This is a genomic window from Bacteroides sp. 1_1_14 (assembly GCF_000162515.1).
Taxonomy (GTDB): domain Bacteria; phylum Bacteroidota; class Bacteroidia; order Bacteroidales; family Bacteroidaceae; genus Bacteroides; species Bacteroides thetaiotaomicron.
The window spans coordinates 687,898-705,317 of sequence record NZ_GG774702.1 but is presented as its reverse complement, the minus strand read 5'-3'; the positions used below and the strand labels follow the sequence as shown (position 1 = coordinate 705,317).

At 46.4% G+C, this 17,420-nt stretch carries 17 protein-coding genes; 8 read left to right on the top strand and 9 right to left on the bottom strand.

Going from position 1 to position 17,420, the window contains the following annotated elements; genetic code table 11:
* Window positions 1-2 precede the first annotated feature (2 nt).
* From HMPREF9007_RS21675 to HMPREF9007_RS21700, 6 genes are read left to right on the top strand one after another with little or no spacing between them, the layout of a single operon-like run.
* Entirely contained in the window at window positions 3-599 is a 597-nt protein-coding gene (locus HMPREF9007_RS21675) for a bifunctional nuclease family protein (RefSeq protein ID WP_008760002.1), read from the top strand.
* A gap of 6 nt (window positions 600-605) precedes the next feature.
* Window positions 606-1,304 carry a 16S rRNA (uracil(1498)-N(3))-methyltransferase gene (locus HMPREF9007_RS21680; RefSeq protein ID WP_008760001.1) on the top strand — a complete coding sequence of 233 codons (699 nt, stop codon included), beginning with the start codon at window positions 606-608 and terminating at the stop codon, window positions 1,302-1,304.
* 21 nt (window positions 1,305-1,325) lie between these two features.
* Window positions 1,326-2,873 (top strand): DUF4836 family protein, encoded by a 1,548-nt coding sequence (locus HMPREF9007_RS21685; protein ID WP_011109199.1) that lies wholly within the window; start codon window positions 1,326-1,328, stop codon window positions 2,871-2,873.
* 16 nt (window positions 2,874-2,889) lie between these two features.
* Window positions 2,890-3,534 carry an ATP-binding cassette domain-containing protein gene (locus HMPREF9007_RS21690; protein WP_032813911.1) on the top strand — a complete coding sequence of 215 codons (645 nt, stop codon included), beginning with the start codon at window positions 2,890-2,892 and terminating at the stop codon, window positions 3,532-3,534.
* Window positions 3,535-3,579: 45 nt separating this feature from the next.
* Window positions 3,580-4,785, top strand: a complete 1,206-nt coding sequence (locus HMPREF9007_RS21695; RefSeq protein ID WP_008759998.1) for a hypothetical protein — start codon at window positions 3,580-3,582, stop codon at window positions 4,783-4,785.
* 11 nt (window positions 4,786-4,796) lie between these two features.
* Window positions 4,797-7,439, top strand: a complete 2,643-nt coding sequence (locus tag HMPREF9007_RS21700; protein WP_008759997.1) for a TonB-dependent receptor plug domain-containing protein — start codon at window positions 4,797-4,799, stop codon at window positions 7,437-7,439.
* Window positions 7,440-7,807: 368 nt separating this feature from the next.
* Here the strand turns inward: HMPREF9007_RS21700 and HMPREF9007_RS21705 are convergent, their stop codons facing one another.
* From HMPREF9007_RS21705 to HMPREF9007_RS21725, 5 genes are read right to left on the bottom strand one after another with little or no spacing between them, the layout of a single operon-like run.
* Complete coding sequence (locus tag HMPREF9007_RS21705; protein WP_005775887.1) at window positions 7,808-9,130, bottom strand: sigma-54 dependent transcriptional regulator; 1,323 nt, start codon at window positions 9,128-9,130, stop codon at window positions 7,808-7,810.
* Window positions 9,131-9,179: 49 nt separating this feature from the next.
* Window positions 9,180-10,436 carry a hybrid sensor histidine kinase/response regulator gene (locus tag HMPREF9007_RS21710; protein WP_233564105.1) on the bottom strand — a complete coding sequence of 419 codons (1,257 nt, stop codon included), beginning with the start codon at window positions 10,434-10,436 and terminating at the stop codon, window positions 9,180-9,182.
* Window positions 10,437-10,484: 48 nt separating this feature from the next.
* The gene (locus HMPREF9007_RS21715) at window positions 10,485-11,360 is read right to left on the bottom strand and encodes a radical SAM mobile pair protein B (protein ID WP_004329298.1); all 876 of its coding nucleotides are present in this window, start codon (window positions 11,358-11,360) and stop codon (window positions 10,485-10,487) included.
* Complete coding sequence (locus HMPREF9007_RS21720; protein ID WP_004329299.1) at window positions 11,357-12,025, bottom strand: radical SAM mobile pair protein A; 669 nt, start codon at window positions 12,023-12,025, stop codon at window positions 11,357-11,359. The genes HMPREF9007_RS21715 and HMPREF9007_RS21720 overlap by 4 nt, the downstream gene beginning before the upstream one ends.
* A complete protein-coding gene (locus tag HMPREF9007_RS21725; protein WP_004329300.1) occupies window positions 12,022-12,798 on the bottom strand; it encodes an MBL fold metallo-hydrolase in 777 nt (258 codons plus the stop codon). Before HMPREF9007_RS21725 ends, HMPREF9007_RS21720 begins: the two co-directional genes overlap by 4 nt.
* 130 nt (window positions 12,799-12,928) lie before the next feature.
* Between HMPREF9007_RS21725 and HMPREF9007_RS21730 the strand changes: the two genes are divergently transcribed.
* Window positions 12,929-13,828: an AraC family transcriptional regulator gene (locus tag HMPREF9007_RS21730; protein WP_004329302.1), complete on the top strand. Its 900-nt coding sequence runs from the start codon at window positions 12,929-12,931 to the stop codon at window positions 13,826-13,828.
* A 47-nt stretch (window positions 13,829-13,875) separates the two neighbouring features.
* Here the strand turns inward: HMPREF9007_RS21730 and HMPREF9007_RS26765 are convergent, their stop codons facing one another.
* Window positions 13,876-14,064 (bottom strand): hypothetical protein, encoded by a 189-nt coding sequence (locus tag HMPREF9007_RS26765; RefSeq protein ID WP_005775886.1) that lies wholly within the window; start codon window positions 14,062-14,064, stop codon window positions 13,876-13,878.
* Window positions 14,065-14,087: 23 nt separating this feature from the next.
* On the opposite strand from HMPREF9007_RS26765, the gene HMPREF9007_RS21735 reads away from it, so the two are divergent.
* A complete protein-coding gene (locus HMPREF9007_RS21735) occupies window positions 14,088-14,747 on the top strand; it encodes an AraC family transcriptional regulator (RefSeq protein WP_004329304.1) in 660 nt (219 codons plus the stop codon).
* Between the two features lie 21 nt (window positions 14,748-14,768).
* On the opposite strand, the gene HMPREF9007_RS21740 is transcribed toward HMPREF9007_RS21735, so the two are convergent.
* From HMPREF9007_RS21740 to HMPREF9007_RS21750, 3 genes are all read right to left on the bottom strand, one after another.
* Window positions 14,769-15,716: a relaxase/mobilization nuclease domain-containing protein gene (locus HMPREF9007_RS21740; protein ID WP_008759995.1), complete on the bottom strand. Its 948-nt coding sequence runs from the start codon at window positions 15,714-15,716 to the stop codon at window positions 14,769-14,771.
* Window positions 15,713-16,078 carry a MobC family plasmid mobilization relaxosome protein gene (locus HMPREF9007_RS21745; protein ID WP_008759994.1) on the bottom strand — a complete coding sequence of 122 codons (366 nt, stop codon included), beginning with the start codon at window positions 16,076-16,078 and terminating at the stop codon, window positions 15,713-15,715. Before HMPREF9007_RS21745 ends, HMPREF9007_RS21740 begins: the two co-directional genes overlap by 4 nt.
* Before the next feature lie 176 nt (window positions 16,079-16,254).
* A complete protein-coding gene (locus tag HMPREF9007_RS21750; protein WP_005775883.1) occupies window positions 16,255-17,193 on the bottom strand; it encodes a toprim domain-containing protein in 939 nt (312 codons plus the stop codon).
* Window positions 17,194-17,420 lie beyond the last annotated feature (227 nt).

Below are 17,420 nucleotides of genomic sequence, written 5' to 3'. Positions count from 1 at the left end.
CAATGGACAAAAAAGTAGAATTACAAGTTTTAAATATCACAAATAGCCAAGCGCAAGTAGGCGCTTTTGCCCTACTGTTGGGTGAAGTGAACGGTGAACGGCAACTGCCTATCATCATAGGTCCCGCTGAAGCTCAGGCAACCGCCCTGTATATGAAGGGGGTCAAAACTCCCCGCCCTCTGACACACGACCTGTTCATGACCATTATCGGCGTATTAGGAGCTAGTTTGCTCCGCGTATTGATCTACAAGGCGAAGGACGGTATTTTCTATTCCTACATTTACCTTAAAAAAGACGAAGAAATTATACGTATCGATACACGTACCTCGGATGCTGTCGGTATGGCAATCCGTGCTGAATGTCCGATCCTCATTTATGAATCCATTCTGGAACAGGAATGCCTTCGGATATCGAACGAGGAAAGAAGACATCCTGAAGAGTCTGATGAAGAAGCGGAAGACGAAAAGAAGCGGGATCTGCCTCGCAACGTTACTTCAATGTCACTCGAAGAAGCATTGGAGCAAGCAATCAAAGACGAGAATTACGAACTGGCTGCCAAGATACGCGACCGGATCAATTCAAGAAATCAAAACCACTAACCAATTATGCACGTATTTTATACTCCCGATATACAGAAAAACTACGAACTTCCGGAAGAGGAAGCACAACATTGTACCCGCGTCCTGCGGTTGGGTATCGGAGACGAAATCACTCTTACAGACGGTAAGGGACATTTCTATAAAGCAGAAATCACGGTTGCAACCAACAAGCGTTGCCTTGTAGCCATCAAAGAAACAATCTTTCAGGAACCGCTCTGGCCGTGTCATCTGCACATTGCCATGGCGCCGACCAAAAATATGGACCGCAATGAATGGCTTGCCGAGAAAGCTACGGAAATCGGATTTGACGAACTGACTTTTCTCAACTGCCGTTTTTCCGAACGCAAGGTGATTAAAACCGAACGGATCGAAAAGATTCTGATATCAGCCATCAAGCAATCTCTTAAGGCTCGCCTGCCGAAACTCAACGAAATGACGGACTTCGACAAGTTCATTGCACAAGAGTTTCAAGGTCAGAAATTTATTGCTCACTGTTACGAAGGCGAAAAGCCTCAGCTGAAAAATGTACTGAAAGCAGGAGAAGATGCTCTCGTTCTGATCGGTCCCGAAGGAGACTTCAGCGAAGAGGAAGTGAAGAAAGCCATCGAATGCGGATTCACTCCCATCAGCTTGGGTAAATCACGGCTTCGGACAGAGACAGCGGCACTCGTGGCTTGCCACACAATGAACTTATTGAACCAATAATAACTTTTAAATAGTATGAGTATGGCAAAGAAAATGATCTCACGGCTCTCGGTACTGGCAGTACTGATTGTGTTTCTGGCAGCATGTTCCAAACAAACGGAATATACGAACGTAATACCGGCAGACGCTACGGCTGTTGCCTCTATTGATTTGAAATCACTGGCCAACAAAGCCGGAATGAACGACAAAGAAAATGAAGCTGCTAAACAGAAACTGCTGGAAGCAATGAAAAGCGGGATGAATGCTGCCACTTTCCAACAGTTGGAGAAGGTGATCAACAATCCGGGAGCATCCGGTCTGGATCCGGAAGCACCGATCTATATCTTTAGCTCTCCCCAAATTTCCGGTGGTGCATTCGTTGCCAAAGTCAGCAATGAAGACGATTTGCACGCTTCCCTCGATGTGATGGCAAAAGAACAAATCTGCCAGCCGGTCAGCGAAGCGGACGGATATAGCTTCACTACCCTGAACGGAAACTTGCTTGCTTTCAATGAAACCACTGCAATCATTATCTCTGCCAGCAGAACTTCTCAGACAGAAGCAGCCAAAGAAGCCATCACCAAACTAATGAAACAGACTGCCGACAACAGCATTGCGAAATCCGGAGCCTTCCAGAAAATAGCCAAGCAAAAGAGTGATATCAACTTCTTCGCCTCCATGTCAGCAATCCCTTCTACTTACAGAAGCCAGATCAGCATGGGACTTCCTTCTGAGATCAAACCGGAAGACATTACCATCCTAGGCGGACTGAACTTCGAAAAAGGCAAGATCGCCCTTAAAACAGAAAACTACACGGAGAACGACGCCGTCAAAGCGCTTCTGAAAAAACAAATGGAATCATTTGGAAAGACAAACGGCACATTCGTGAAATACTTTCCGGCATCTACGCTGATGTTCATCAATATGGGCGTAAAAGGAGACGGACTTTACAATCTGTTGAGTGAGAATAAAGAATTCCGCAGCACTGTGTCTATCGCCAAAGCGGATGAAGTAAAAGAACTGTTCAGTTCATTCAACGGCGATATCTCTGCCGGGCTGATCAATGTAACCATGAACAGTGCCCCTACTTTTCTTGCTTATGCTGATGTAAAGAATGGAAATGCTCTTGAAGCTCTTTACAAGAACAAGCAGTCACTGGGCATGAGAAAAGGAGAAGACATCATGGAACTGGGCAAAGACGAGTATGTCTACAAAACAAGAGGCATGAATATATTTTTCGGCATCAAGGACAAACAGATGTACGCTACCAATGACGAACTGCTCTACAAGAGCATTGGCAAAACGGTTGACAAATCGATCAAAGACGCTCCTTACGCAGCAGACATGAAAGGCAAGACCGTATTTATGGCCATCAATGCAGAAGCCATACTGGATTTACCGGTCGTAAAGATGCTGGTAGGTTTCGGAGGCAAGGAGTTCAAGACTTATTCTGATCTCGCTTCCAAAGTTTCTTATTTATCCGTAAGTTCGGAAGGAGAAACAAGCGAAACAGACCTTTGCCTGAAAGACAAAGATGTCAATGCCCTCAAACAAATCGTAGATTTTGCCAAGCAATTCGCCGGCATGTAATTCGTCAATGAACGGCATGAATAGTATTCACTTACAGCAAACACTTCCCCAAGTGTTTGCTGACCGTAATTCGGTGACCTCTGATGTATGGCATCAGGACCTTATCTTCCGGAAAGGAGAAATGTATCTGATAGAAGCCGCCTCAGGCACCGGAAAATCATCGTTATGCAGCTATCTTTACGGCTATCGCAACGATTATCAAGGAATTATCAATTTCGATGAAACCAATATCAAAGCATATTCCGTGAAGCAATGGGTAGACCTGAGAAAGCATTCACTGAGTATGCTTTTTCAAGACTTGCGTATCTTCACCGAACTTACAGCGCTAGAAAACGTACAACTGAAGAATAACCTTACCGGACACAAGAAGAAAAAAGAGATTCTTTCATTATTCGAGAAGCTGGGTATCTCAGATAAACTGAACGTGAAAGCCGGAAAACTTTCTTTCGGCCAACAACAACGGGTCGCTTTTATCCGTGCATTCTGCCAGCCGTTCGACTTCCTGTTTCTGGATGAGCCTATCAGCCATCTGGATGATGAAAACAGCCGCATCATGGGAGAAATCATCATCGACGAAGCCGGGAAACAAGGTGCCGGAGTCATTGCTACGTCCATTGGCAAACATATCGAACTGCCATACAAGAAGGTGCTCCAACTATAACAGAATCAGCGTCATCCGCGCCTAAAAATATAAAAATACAAAATAATGAATACCCTTGTCTGGAAACTTCTCCGCCAACATATCAGTATCGGTCAGTTAGCCGGTTTCTTTTTAGCCAACTTGTTCGGCATGATGATTGTATTGCTCAGCGTACAGTTTTACAAAGATGTCATTCCCGTATTCACCGAAGGAGACAGCTTTATGAAAAAAGACTTCATCATAGCAACCAAGAAAATCAGTACGCTCGGGTCTTTTGCCGGAAAAAGCAATACGTTCTCTCCCGAAGATATCGCCGATCTGAAAAAACAGTCGTTTACCAAAACGATAGGAGCTTTCACTCCTTCTCAATTCAAAGTTTCGGCGGGATTGGGGATGCAGAAAGCGGGTATTCATCTCTCTACGGATATGTTCTTCGAGTCAGTTCCCGATGAATTTGTAGATATCAAACTCGACAAATGGCACTTTGACGAAGAAACACATACCATTCCCATCATTATCCCACGCAATTATCTGAATCTGTATAACTTCGGTTTCGCTCAAAGCCGCAGTCTGCCTAAGTTGTCAGAAGGATTAATGGGACTTATTCAGATGGACATCATGATGCGGGGCAACGGACGGGTAGAACAATACAAGGGAAACATCGTCGGTTTTTCCAACCGTCTGAATACGATTCTCGTTCCGCAGTCTTTCATGAACTGGGCAAACAAGAACTTCGCCCCCGACGCGGAGGCACAACCTGCCCGACTGATCATCGAGGTCAGCAATCCCGCCGACTCTTCTATTGCCAGCTACTTTCAGAAAAAAGGCTACGAGACGGAAGACGGAAAACTGGATGCCGGAAAGACCACTTATTTCCTTCGCCTTATCGTAGGTGTTGTGCTGGGAGTAGGTTTATTCATCAGTATCCTGTCATTCTATATCCTGATGCTCAGCATATTCTTACTGCTCCAAAAGAATACAACCAAACTCGAAAGTCTGCTTCTGATAGGCTACAGCCCCAACAGGGTAGCGCTGCCTTATCAGATACTGACCGTAGGACTGAACATCATCGTACTGATTTTATCTGTCGGATTGGTATGCTGGCTGCGCAGCTATTACATAGAGAGTATCAGACTCCTCTTCCCGCAACTGGAAACCGGTTCGTTATGGGTAGCTGCCAGTATGGGTATTCTTTTATTCCTCATCGTATCAGTCACTAATATACTGGCTGTGAAGCGAAAAGTTCTTTCAATCTGGATGCATAAAAGTTAAAAACACAATATATGAAAAACACCACTACTCTTCAAAGTAAAAGAAGTATCACAGTACTCTTGGGAGTCCTTCTATATTTCTCATCGCTATCTGCACAGACCATGCAAGATACGATTATCGCCAACTTCAGTCTGATGGAAAGAATTCCTAAAGAAAAGTTGTACCTCCATCTGGACAAGCCTTTTTACGGAGCCGGAGAAAAGATATGGTTCAAAGGTTATCTGGTGAACGCCATCACCCATCAGGACAACGCACAAAGTAATTTTATCATTACGGAACTGATCAACCGTTCCGACTCCATTGTGGAACGAAAGAAAATCCGCAGAGATTCTCTCGGATTCCACAACGCCTTCACCCTCCCTGCCACCCTTCCGGCAGGCGATTATTACCTGCGGGGATACAGCAACTGGATGCTGAATGAAGACCCCGACTTTTTCTTTTCGCGCAACATCAAGATAGGAAACTCTATTGACAATACCATCGTTTCGAGCATCGAGTATCAGCAAGAAGATGATACACATTACACTGCCAAGATCAAATTTACAAGCAACGTACAGGCTGTTTTTGAAAATACAACAATCAAATACCTATACCTTGAGAATGGTAAGATAAAAAACAAAGGCAAAAAAAAGACGGACGAAAACGGCTGGATTTCCATTTCCCTACCCGATTTAAAATCTCCGGTAGCGCGCAGAATAGAAGTAGAATTTGACGATCCGCAATATATCTACAAACGGACTTTCCATCTTCCTGTGTTTACCAATGATTTCGATGTGAAGTTTTTCCCCGAAGGCGGTGCCTTGATCAACATTCCTCATCAGAATGTCGCTTTCAAAGCACAGGGAGCAGATGGCTTCTCTAAAGAGATCGAAGGTTTCTTGTTCAACTCTAAAGGAGACACACTTACCAATTTCCGTTCGGAACACAACGGCATGGGCATCTTCACAATGAATCCCGTCAACAATGAGACTTATTATGTTACGGTAAGAACTAATGACAGTATTACCAAGCGGTTTGACCTTCCTGCCATAGAACCGAAAGGAATCTCCATCGCCATGTCGCACTATAAACAGGAGATTCGCTACGAAATCCAAAAGACAGAAGCGACTGAATGGCCTCAGAAACTATTTCTGCTTGCACATACCCGTGGCAAACTGGCCATTTTACAACCCATCAATCCGAAAAGAACTTTCGGAAAGATGAATGACAGCCTGTTTACGGAAGGGATCACTCACTTCATGCTGATTGATGAACAAGGAAATGCACTTAGTGAACGGTTGATTTTCGTTCCGGACCATAAGCCGAATCAATGGCAAATCACTACAGACCAACCGACGTATGGAAAAAGAGAGAAGGTATCTTTACAGATCGCTGCCAAAGACAGCGAGGGCAACCCGGTAGAAGGTACTTTCTCTGTCAGCATCACCGACCGAAAAAGTATTCAGCCCGACTCTCTCACCGATAATATCCTGTCCAATCTCCTGCTGACTTCGGATCTGAAAGGATATGTGGAAGACCCCGCATTCTATTTTCTGAATCAGGACGCCCGGACGCTCCGTTCCATCGACTATCTGATGATGACACATGGCTGGCGCAGGCATAAAATGGAAAATGTTCTCCGCACTCCTTCGCTGAATTTCACAAATTATATAGAAAAAGGACAAACCATCAGCGGACGAATCATGGGATTCTTCGGAGCAAACGTAAAGAAAGGTCCCATCTGTGTACTGGCTCCCAAATACAATATCATAGCCACCACCGAGACAGACGAGAAAGGCCAGTTCATCGTCAATACCTCATTCAGAGACAGCACGACATTCCTTGTTCAGGCACGCACCAAGAAAGGATTTGCCGGTGTAGATATTCTAATGGATCCTCCCCAGTACCCGGTCGCTACGCATAAAGCCCCTTATTTTAACGGAGCAACTACCTTTATGGAAGATTATCTGATGAATACCCGTGACCAGTATTACATGGAAGGGGGAATGCGTGTGTACAATCTGAAAGAAGTAACAGTTACAGCGAAGCGGGAACGTCCGAGCTCAAAAAGTATCTATACGGGGGGGATCAACACCTATACTGTAGAAGAAGACAGACTGCAAGGATACGGTCAGACAGCTTTTGATGCAGCCAGCAGACTACCCAGCGTTACAATCACGAACGGAAGTGAGATACATATCCGTAACAATTCCGAACCGGCAATCATTGTTATCGATGATATTGTGTATGAAGATGCTTCCGATATTTTGAAGGATATCCAAGTCAGTGACATGTCCAGTATCAGTCTGCTTCGAGGAGCAGATGCCGTCATACTGGGTCCCCGTGCTTCCGGAGGTGCCGTTGTCATCACTCTGAAAGACCCTAGAAATCTTCCGGCCAGACCAGCGCAGGGAATTATCACTTATACGCCGCTGGGATACAGTGAGTCCGTAGAATTCTATCACCCCACCTATGATACTCCCGAGAAAAAGAACGCCCAGCGTTCGGACTTCCGGAGTACCGTTTACTGGAATCCGGAATTACGGTTAGACGCCGAAGGCAAAGCGACCATAGAATACTATACACCGGACAGCACAGCTCCCGAAGATATCATTATTGAGGGCGTGGACAAGAATGGAAAGGTATGTCGTATCCTACAGACCATTAATAAGTAGCTTTTCTCAACGCTTCTTCAAACTTTTATGTAGTTCAAATTTGAGTTCTGCTTCCTATTAAATAATCAGATAAAAGCATCCAAATGACCCACTGGGTCAAAATTATTATGTAATTCTGGAAGATTTTTATAACCACTTTATTAGCAAGCAGTTCTGAGGATAAGGTAAAAATGAGGTAATGATTTGGCAACCCTGTCTATTTCTACGTTCTGCTGTGAGTTGCTGTCAATGTCTCTCGTCTTGGTACAAAAGTAGCAATAAAAATCGGATACACATCAAAATGTCCCATGATTTTTATCACAGGACGTTTTTTATCTTCGCTGAATAATCCGGTTTAACCGTTACTTCTATTTTCGGCAAGTTGCGGGCTATGATTGCTGAAATTTATACTTTAATCCATACTCTTCCAACTTGCTATACAGCGTTGTACGTCCGATTCCGAGCAATTCGGCGGCAACCTTGCGGTTTCCGTTTGCCTGCTTCAACGCGCGTAAGATGCGTTCCTTGTCCTCCGCATCGTTTCGCAAGGCGAAGCTGACAGGTGAGGTCGGTTTCGTTACGGCAAGTTCCAGATGCTCTTTCATGACAACTCCCGTCTGTGCCTGCAACACCGCGCCCATTATCTTCTGCCGAAGCTCACGGACATTACCCGGCCACGGATGGGTCAGCAATGTCTTACGGGCTTCCGCATCGAACCCAGTCACGCTACATTCCAATTCATTGTTGGCAATCTCACGGAAGAACTCCGCCAACGGCATGATGTCCTCCTGACAGTCACGCAAGGGCGGAACAGTTATCTCGAAGTCGTGCAAACGGTACAGCAAATCCTGTCGGAAACGTTTTTCAATGACCGCTTTCTCCAGATCCTCGTTGGTGGCGGCGATGATGCGGACATTGAAGCTCTTGTCCGTCTTGTCACCTATAGGGCGGTATCTCCGTTCCTGTATGGCACGGAGTAACATCTGCTGGGTTTCCAATGCGAGATTGCCTACCTCATCCAAGAACAATGTGCCACCCTCTGCCTCATTGAAGTATCCTTTCTTTGTGCTGTCCGCACCCGTAAACGCGCCTTTGACATGTCCGAAGAATGCCGAGGGCGCAAGGTCTTTGGAGAGTGAACCGCAGTCCACAGGCACAAACGGTTTCCCTGCCCTTTTGCTCTTATCATGCAGATGGTGGGCGATATGCTCCTTGCCCGTGCCGTTCTCTCCGAATATCAGCACGCTCATATCAGTAGGGGCAACTAATCTTATCTGTTGCATGATTTTCTGAAAGGCGGAACTGTCACGGGCAAAAACGGGCATACGATTTCGTCCGATACTCCGTTCTTTCAGGATGGTATGAAGCAGAGGCATAAGTTTATCCTCCACAAGCTGCTTGGGGATATAGTCCAGCGAGCCGAGTTTCATACTTTCGACTGCCGTATGCACTTCGGCATAGTTGGTCATGATGATTAACGGTTGTGTCATGCCTTCCTTGCGCATCCAGCGCAGCAGGTCGATGCCGTCACCGTCGGGTAGTCGTAGGTCAGAAACCACGATGTCCCCGTCTGAGGCTTGTTGCAGAAGTTTCTTCGCGGTCGAGAGGTGGTAAGCCTGCACGGTACGGAATCCTTCCCGTGCCAGCAGGTTGCAGACAAACTCGCAATACACGATATTGTCCTCCACCACGATGATTCTTGTTTTATCCATTTTCGTATTTTTCCTTTCTTCTTTTGCCTGCCGGATAATTTCAGCACCTTTATCCAGCACAGCCGGTCACCGCTTTGCATATCGCTTCGTCATCTGGAGTGGCACTTCCATGAAGTTGGGCGTAAAGTTCCCTCAATGGCTGGTCGGCACGGAGAATCTGCCATGAACTTCGCAGATGGTGTGTAAGTGTGTCCAGTTCTTGGAGGTCTTTACGCTGTTCTGCATCCTTGACCGCCTGCATTTCCTTTTCGGTTTCCGCTATCAGTTTGTCCTGCATGACGGATTCATTGCCATAAGATAGCAGAGTGGAAAAATCCGGCTTTTCATCCAATATGCTGCTTAATGCGCATTTATCCGTAATCTCCATCAGTTCGGATATGGAGAACGGCTTGAACAGGCATCCGGCAAATCCACGCCCTATAAGTTCCTCCTTGCTGCAACTGCCCGAAGCGGTTGTCACGACTATGGGAATACTCTTCGAGTTGCCTACATTGGATGAGCGCAACAGTTCCAGCAGTTCAAAACCGCTTATCTCAGGCATATTCAGATCCGTCAGAAGCAGGCTGTATTCCTTTTTTCGTATCAGCTCCATCAGTACCGAAACATTGGTACAGGTATCGCAGTGCATCCCTTCCTGGGCATACATTTCTTTCAACATAAGGAGAAGTACCTCGTCATTGTCGATGGCAATCACATCATGGCAGATATGATTATGGCGCATTTGCGCTTGAATTGTCTGTTCCGGCAGTTCCTCGGCTGTCTGCATGGGAATTTCCACCGTGAAGCGGCTCCCTTTGCCTTTCTCGCTTTCCAAGCGTATAGTTCCACCGAGCATCGCCACAATACGCTGCACGATGGACAATCCTAATCCGAAGCCGTCTTTTGCGGCGGCATTTGAAAGACGTTCAAATGCACCGAATACTCGTTGTTGCTCATCTTCGGTCATGCCCGTACCGGTATCTTCAACGATAAGTTTCAGCAAACCGTTATCATAATCCGCTGCCAATGATACACTACCGTTATCCGTGAACTTGATGGCGTTTGACAACAAGTTGTTGCCGATTTGCAGGATACGTTCCTTGTCGGTCAAAACCACCGCATCGGTGTGGCTCTCCACTATCAAAGTCAGCCCCTTGTTCATGGCAATGGGCATGAACTCCGTTTCAAGAATATGCGTGATTGCGGAAATCCTGCAAGGGGAAAGGTTGGGTTGCTCCTTGCCGTTGTCCAGACGGAAGAAATCCAGCAGCGTGTTGAGCATCTCCCGCATACGCTCGGAAGATTGCCGGATATTATCCACATACATGGTGCTTTTATCCGCGCTACAACTTTTCTGCATCAGTCCGGCATAGCCTCATTTTGTCAATCGTATTTTTTCGTGGTAGAAGTAGTTTACGATGACAGGTTTGCCTTTTTCCGAGCGTCCGTATGGCAGATCGTTTATACGATACGGGAAGCCCTGCTCCTTGGCGTAATTTGAAATGTCCTGCTCCAATGCCTGCCAGTATTCAAGCCTTTTTTTATTGTAAATTTCCTCGTAAAGCGGTATGAGGTCAGGATACTTCTCACGGATATACGTCATTATCCCGCCTTTGAACTGCCCGCGTAAATTCAGGTTTTCAAGCCAGATTAAATCAGCATAATCTTTTACCTCCTCTATTATTGCCTTCACGTCTGTTATTCTGGGGAATATGGGCGAGACGAAGCATACGGTGCGGATACCTGCCTCGTATGTCTGACGCATCGCTTTCAGACGGCGTTCAATGCTTACGGCGTTGTCCATATCTGCGCAGAACTGCTCGTCGAGCGTATTGACAGACCATGACACAGTCACTTTGGGAAAACTCTTCAATAGGTCGAGATCGCGAAGGACAAGATCGGACTTTGTGCATATCATAATCTCGGCATCGCTTCCTCGCAGCTCTTCGAGCAGCCTTCGGGTACGGTGGAATTCTTCTTCATACGGATTGTAACCGTCCGTCACAGACCCTATTACAACACGTTCACCGTCGTATTTATGAGGATTCGTTATCGGCTTCCAGTTTTTTACATCTAAAAACGTACCCCACGGCTCGGTGTGCCCGGTGAACCGTTTCATGAACGATGCGTAGCAATACCTGCAGGCGTGGGGACACCCTACATAAGGGTTGACCGAATATCCTCCCACCGGCAGAGAGGATTTGGTCATTACACTCTTTACATCTATTTCCTTTATTGTATCCATATTCATTGTATTCGTCTGGTAAATTGTTCCGGCAATTCCTGAATCATTCTTTCGTCGCCCATAATCGGCAGCAAATCCTCTTTCATGAACACCGGTATGCCATGAGCCTTTGCCTGTTCTGCAATGCTAAGCACCCATTCGGGGCGCGAATATGACTTTCCTTTTCGGTTTCCGGTCTCTGTGCCTATGACAATCCAGTCAATTCCCTCGAAATCAATCTCGCCGATATCATCGAAGAGAGGTTCAAACGTGACATGGTAGTGTCGTGCTTTGATATTCTTTTTCAAATCATCAATCCTCCTTTTCTCGGAACTGCGCGTGACGGTCACGCCCATCCATACGTTCTCGTCGTCAGAGGAGAAACTGATTTTGTCAGGGCGCTTCGTCAGAAAGATATAGGCGTGCTGGGGATTGCTGCTGATCCGCTCGAAAATTTCTGCGTTCCATTCAGGCTTCCAATCGGAGAAATCGCTCATTCCTGTCATGAGCCACACATGAGGACGGGACGTATCGATGATGCGCAGTTTTCGTTCCATGTATTCAGGCACGGAAAAGTCGTCGGTAATGTGGAAACGGCGGCAGTTGTTACGGGCATAGCAGTAAGGGCATCCTATAGTGCACCCTACCACTATGTTCATGTTTTTTATCAGGGATTTAATGCAGACACTCATAACACAACTGTTTCTCCGTCCTCCGGGATAATCAGCCGGCTCATGTCGGCTTCGTGATGCGTTGCCTCATTGCGCAGAATTGCACGGGTGGTCTGGCAATGGTCGATGGCATCCATGTGTACGGCTATCAGCTTGATATGCGAAGGCAATTCGTCAAGTATCTGCATCACTTCGTTCTCGTCGGGGATGATAGGACCGTCCGTTTTGGAAAATTCGGGAAAGATTGCACCTCCGGAGTTTACCACGATATAGTCAGGATTGAACCGTTCCACGGTGTCTCGGATACATGCTTCCCATCGGCAGTCACCCATTATATAAACGGTCGGGAAGCCCTCGGCTTTTAGCACATAACCTGATACAGGTCCCATCATCTGCCCGATCTGCCCGAAACCATGATGTCCGGTCGTGCGGTAAATGGATATGCCGTCTATTGTTTTTATTTCTTCGATGGGTATCACATTTGTAAATCCGTCGTTTCTGATGGCGTCCGCGTCCTGGGGCTGAACGTAGAAAGGAATTTCTTTGGGCAAATGTGTGGGGACACTCGGCTCGTAATGGTCGATGTGATTGTGGGTCAGGAGCACCATGTCCACGCCTCCGATAATATCCTGAATAGGAATGGTGAGGTGTACCCTCGGTGTTTTATTCACACCGAGGGCCGATATCAAAGTGCCTTTGTCGGCTAAAACGGGGTCAATTAGCATGGTGTGTCCCGCATACCTGATTTTCAAGGTGGCATTGCGCACCAATTGTACTGTGGATGTCTTTTTCATGACTATATGTCTTGTTATTGATTACGGGTGCAAAGTTCGGAAGAATCCGGCGAAACATCTATGCCTGAAAAAACGGTAATTATGCCATTTTGATAAATGAAATTATTATCTTTGCAAAAACGACAAGGATATGGACGAGATAATCAACCCTGATCGACTGGTCAGCGTACCGTTCAACAAGACACGCTGCGGCGTGGATTTTTACATCAATACTGCCATAAACAAGGACATCGGACTTGTGCTGACAGAAAACAAGCGGTTTAAGACAGACTTCTTCAGCTTCTACTTTTTCCGTAAGGCAAACGGATATTTGCTACTGAACTTCCGCAAGATTGAACTGCGCGACGGCATGGTTCTCCTGCTTTCACCCCATCAGCAACAAGAGTGGCATGTAGATGAGACGGCGTTGGATTACACGTTCCTTATATTCCGCGAAGATTTCATGCGTACTTTTATCGCCGACAAGTTCTTCGTTTTTCGCCTTTTGTATTGTTACCAGACAGATACGCCGCCTTACATCAATGCCACACATGACGAAATGAAGGAATATATGCGGCTGCTCGGAAAGATTAAGTATGAGCTGATGAATCCAGTGTCCGATACGTACAATATCATTGTTTCCTTACTATATTATCTTTTGCTGATTATCAATCGTACATACGCTGCCGCCTATTGCTTGCCCGCTGAAATTGCTAAAAACAATTTCGCTTTTCGGTTCAAGGACTTGTTGGAACAGAATATCCGCACCCACCAGCGGGTGCAGGAATATGCAGACATGCTTCATGTCAGTCGCATCACACTCAATAACTCAGTAAAAGCCCAATTCGGAGTATCAGCTACCCATTTGATAAAACAACGTCTGCTTGAGGAACTGAAGAACGAATTGCTATTCTCCAACCGCACTGTCAGTGAAATGGCGGATGATTTCAATTTCTCTGATCCGAGCCATCTCATGCGCTTCTTCAAACAGCAAACAGGCAAAACATTTACTCAGTACATGACGGATTACAATAAAGGCATATACGAATAACTTCTTAATATAGTCGATAGCGGCTATCGAAATATGGTTGTTGATGTTCAGGCGTTTTTGTACTGCATGAACCATTTTACGATTTCTGGATCTTCGTGCGAGCCGAGTAAGAAAGGCTTGTCGGTATCCAGCGTCTTTATCCGTGCCATGTCGTCGGCCGACAGGGTGAAGTCTAATATGTCGAGATTCTGCTTCATGCGTTCCGGTTTCACAGACTTAGGAATAATTATGCACACTGATATTTATCGCGCCCGGACAGGTGTTCGGTGCGGAAGATGACGGCATGCAGTTCCAACCAGATGGCTACCTGCTTATGTTCCATCCCGACCTGCTGCGGAATACACCTCTCGGGCGGATAATGCGTGAATATTCGTTCTTTTCCTACGAGACAAACGAGGCATTGCACCTTAGTGTGGAAGAACGGCAAATCATCATGGATTGCTTCCACAAGATTCAATATGAATTGAACCATCCGATACACCGTCACAGCAAGAACCTCATCACAGACAGCATCAAGACGTTCCTTGATTACTGCACACGTTTCTATGACCGCCAGTTCATCACACGCGACAACCAAAACCGAGACATCCTCGCAAGATTTGAGCGGTTGCTTGACGAATACTTCCATGATGGGGCTGCTAAACGGATAGGCTTGCCCACTGTACAGTATTGTGCAGACAAGCTCTGCCTCTCGCCCAACTATTTCAGTGATTTATTGAAAAAAGAAACAGGTTCAACCGCCCTGCATTTCATTCATGACAAGTCTATTGAAATAGCCAAGACGGAACTTGCATCTACAGACGACACCGTTAATGAAATCGCCTATAATCTCGGTTTTCAGTACCCGCAACATTTTACCCGACTGTTCAAGAAAGAGGTAGGTTACACTCCGAATGAATATAGAGCGCAAGTGTCGTGAGAATTGGATTAGTACAGAATATTAGAACCCAACACCTCTCTTGCGCTTAACTTTCTTCCTTCTGCGAAGTATATCCACCATTTCCTGATTGGCTTCCGCATCAGCAGCGTTATAAGATGAGCCACTGCTTTTTAGCAATCCCCAAGAGCCGTTGAACAACTCGCTTTGTGCCGTGCCGGACGGTGCGCTTGGTGTAGCCGTTTCATATATTCCGGCTGTTATTCCCATACGTTCCCTGCATCTGTTGTGCTGCAAAGCCGCGTCAATCTTGGAATAACTGAAACGCCTGTCCACTTTGGAGCCGTTGAAATGGTAGCCATTCATGGAGAATACAACACCCTGCACCTCGCTGGTCTGCCCCTTATGCTTGAAATATACTTCCACTCCCTGCCGTTTCAGGTTGGCGATAAGCACGTTCCAGTTGCCGCATCTGCCGACTTCCATTTTGATGATGTCGTAAAGCGCATATTTCGTCCTGTCTGGCTCTTTCAGGCGGTTGCGTTTGACATTGTCCTTTCCGCCAGCCATATGCAAGCCGTATTTCAAGGTCAATTCCTTGCAGATGCGGGTACTGCGCAGACGCTCGTGCCTGTCCGATATGGTATTGCCGTTGTTGTCTATGCGGTTGAAAGCAATATGCACGTGCGGATGCTCCTTGTCGAAATGCTGGGCGATGAAGAACTGCGTATTCTTGATTCCCATCCGTTCCATATATTCAAGCGCGATGCCTGCCATGATACGGTTCGTCAGCCGTAACTCATCCTCTTTGGAAAAACTCAACGCGATATGTCCGACAGGTTTTGTCACCTTATCGTTCATCCGTGACTGGGCATTGAAACTCATGGCGATAGTTTCCAGATTTTCCATAAACAAGCCTTCGCTTGCTACTATCTGCGTATCCTTCTTCTTGTCGATGATGTAATCCACCACACCCTTGAAGTCGCTTCCTTTTACGATTTTCGCCATCATATCCCTATCTTGGTTATAAGTTCATGAATCCTTGCCACTGCCACCTTGCAGTCCCACCGTTCATCGTGGAAGCCTCCGGCGTTTGCCTTACGCGCAAGCTGGTTGAGATTGTTAGCCATGCCGCAGAGTTGGCGGATGTATCCGGCATGTTCCTCCGACAGCCGTTCTTTCACATGACCGTTACGGAAACATTCCCTCATGTACTCGCTTGGTGATACGCCCGCCTCATGCGATCGTGTCAGCAGGCGGAAGTAGTCGGCTGCCGTCATTTTCACTGCGATACGGTATTTCTGTTTCTCGGTTGCTTCCTTCTTGGGGCGACCTCCCTTGTTGCGTTCCTTGTGTTCCTTTGTCTGTTCCATATTTTATTCCTTTTAATTCGGTTACTGATTCAACTGTATAGACCGACGGGATGCCACCTCCTGCAATTTGGATGGTGGGTGGCAAGCGGTTTCGGTACACCCGAAACACAAACTTGCTACCTCCCAATCCTTAAGGAATGAGTTTCGGGCATCTCCCGTTTTTCTCATTCGGGATGTCATAATCCCAACCCTTTCTTCTTGGGTTTTACGATAGTTCTTGGCGGTGGACTAACGGCTAATTTCTGCCGGATTCCACGCAGGTAATCGTTCAGGTCTTTATGCCCTTTGTAGTTGTCGGAGAAGTCGCGGATGCGTCCGGCGAACTTCCTTTCCAATTCCCGATACGCCTTTCTTCCCGCCTCGTCATTGTCGAGCATGCAGTGGATACGTCCATACCCGTGCAGCACATCTATAGCTTTGGAAACATTGGCGGTCGAATTGAGGATGACGTAATCCTGCCTGTCAAGGTCGGGCAAGTTCGAGCAGTTCCTCTTCCGCAACGTGAGGAATGAAAGATAGTCCATCATGCCCTCGAATACAAGGCATTTCTCTCTCGCTTCTCCCTGTTGCCGAATATGGCTGATGTCTTTGGGTGCGACACAGCCTTTGAAAAAACGGTTACGCACTTCAAATCCTCCCGCCACATTCGGAAAACCGATGGCGAAATAGGGCTTGCCGTTATGGGTGAAGTGGAGCTCTTTACATTGCGCCTTTGCCAAAGCGATGTTTATGCCCCGTTCCTGCAAGTATCGGAGCAATGCCGGATGGGTGAGTTCGCCCACCTCCAAATGTTGGAAACTCGGTTCGGATGCCTGCTGGCGAAAAGAGAAAGATATGGGACGGATGTGTGGTGCCTGTTCCGCTATCTTGCCAAGCAGATAAGGCACATGGTCGGATGCGTACAGTACCCCTGCAAGTGCGATGATGTTACCACCTCTTCCCAGTCCATAATCGAACCACAGGTTGCGGTCGGTGTTCACCTTGAACGAGGCTTCCGTTTCCTGACGGAACGGGGATTTATACCACAGGCAGTTTCCCTGTTGCTTTACGGGCGAATAACCCAAACTTTGCAGATAGTCCGCAATTTTGATTTGTTTTGCTTCTTGGATGTTCATGATATAATTTCTATGGATTTGATGATGACTGTAAAAACGTTGATTTGATGAATGAGATATGTATTGTCCTATACGTTAATGCTTTATATTCTCAACATCTTCTCAACAAACCACTCACAAATAGAGAATCCAACAAACTGATGCTGTTTCCCTCTCAACTTTTCTTTTCGATTGTTGAGAATTTGTTGAGAGTGTATGCTGTTTATTATCAGTATGGTTATATCATT

Excerpts from the sequence above, each read along its gene's own strand:
- HMPREF9007_RS21725 (WP_004329300.1), bottom strand. The coding sequence starts at position 12,798 with ATGAAAAAGACATCCACAGTACAATTGGTGCGCAATGCCACCTTGAAA.
- HMPREF9007_RS21695 (WP_008759998.1), top strand. The coding sequence starts at position 3,580 with ATGAATACCCTTGTCTGGAAACTTCTCCGCCAACATATCAGTATCGGT.
- HMPREF9007_RS21740 (WP_008759995.1), bottom strand. The coding sequence starts at position 15,716 with ATGATGGCGAAAATCGTAAAAGGAAGCGACTTCAAGGGTGTGGTGGAT.
- HMPREF9007_RS21705 (WP_005775887.1), bottom strand. The coding sequence starts at position 9,130 with ATGGATAAAACAAGAATCATCGTGGTGGAGGACAATATCGTGTATTGC.
- HMPREF9007_RS21710 (WP_233564105.1), bottom strand. The coding sequence starts at position 10,436 with ATGTATGTGGATAATATCCGGCAATCTTCCGAGCGTATGCGGGAGATG.
- HMPREF9007_RS21675 (WP_008760002.1), top strand. The coding sequence starts at position 3 with ATGGACAAAAAAGTAGAATTACAAGTTTTAAATATCACAAATAGCCAA.
- HMPREF9007_RS21680 (WP_008760001.1), top strand. The coding sequence starts at position 606 with ATGCACGTATTTTATACTCCCGATATACAGAAAAACTACGAACTTCCG.
- HMPREF9007_RS21745 (WP_008759994.1), bottom strand. The coding sequence starts at position 16,078 with ATGGAACAGACAAAGGAACACAAGGAACGCAACAAGGGAGGTCGCCCC.
- HMPREF9007_RS21750 (WP_005775883.1), bottom strand. The coding sequence starts at position 17,193 with ATGAACATCCAAGAAGCAAAACAAATCAAAATTGCGGACTATCTGCAA.
- HMPREF9007_RS21715 (WP_004329298.1), bottom strand. The coding sequence starts at position 11,360 with ATGAATATGGATACAATAAAGGAAATAGATGTAAAGAGTGTAATGACC.
- HMPREF9007_RS21690 (WP_032813911.1), top strand. The coding sequence starts at position 2,890 with ATGAATAGTATTCACTTACAGCAAACACTTCCCCAAGTGTTTGCTGAC.
- HMPREF9007_RS21730 (WP_004329302.1), top strand. The coding sequence starts at position 12,929 with ATGGACGAGATAATCAACCCTGATCGACTGGTCAGCGTACCGTTCAAC.
- HMPREF9007_RS21685 (WP_011109199.1), top strand. The coding sequence starts at position 1,326 with ATGGCAAAGAAAATGATCTCACGGCTCTCGGTACTGGCAGTACTGATT.
- HMPREF9007_RS21700 (WP_008759997.1), top strand. The coding sequence starts at position 4,797 with ATGAAAAACACCACTACTCTTCAAAGTAAAAGAAGTATCACAGTACTC.
- HMPREF9007_RS21720 (WP_004329299.1), bottom strand. The coding sequence starts at position 12,025 with ATGAGTGTCTGCATTAAATCCCTGATAAAAAACATGAACATAGTGGTA.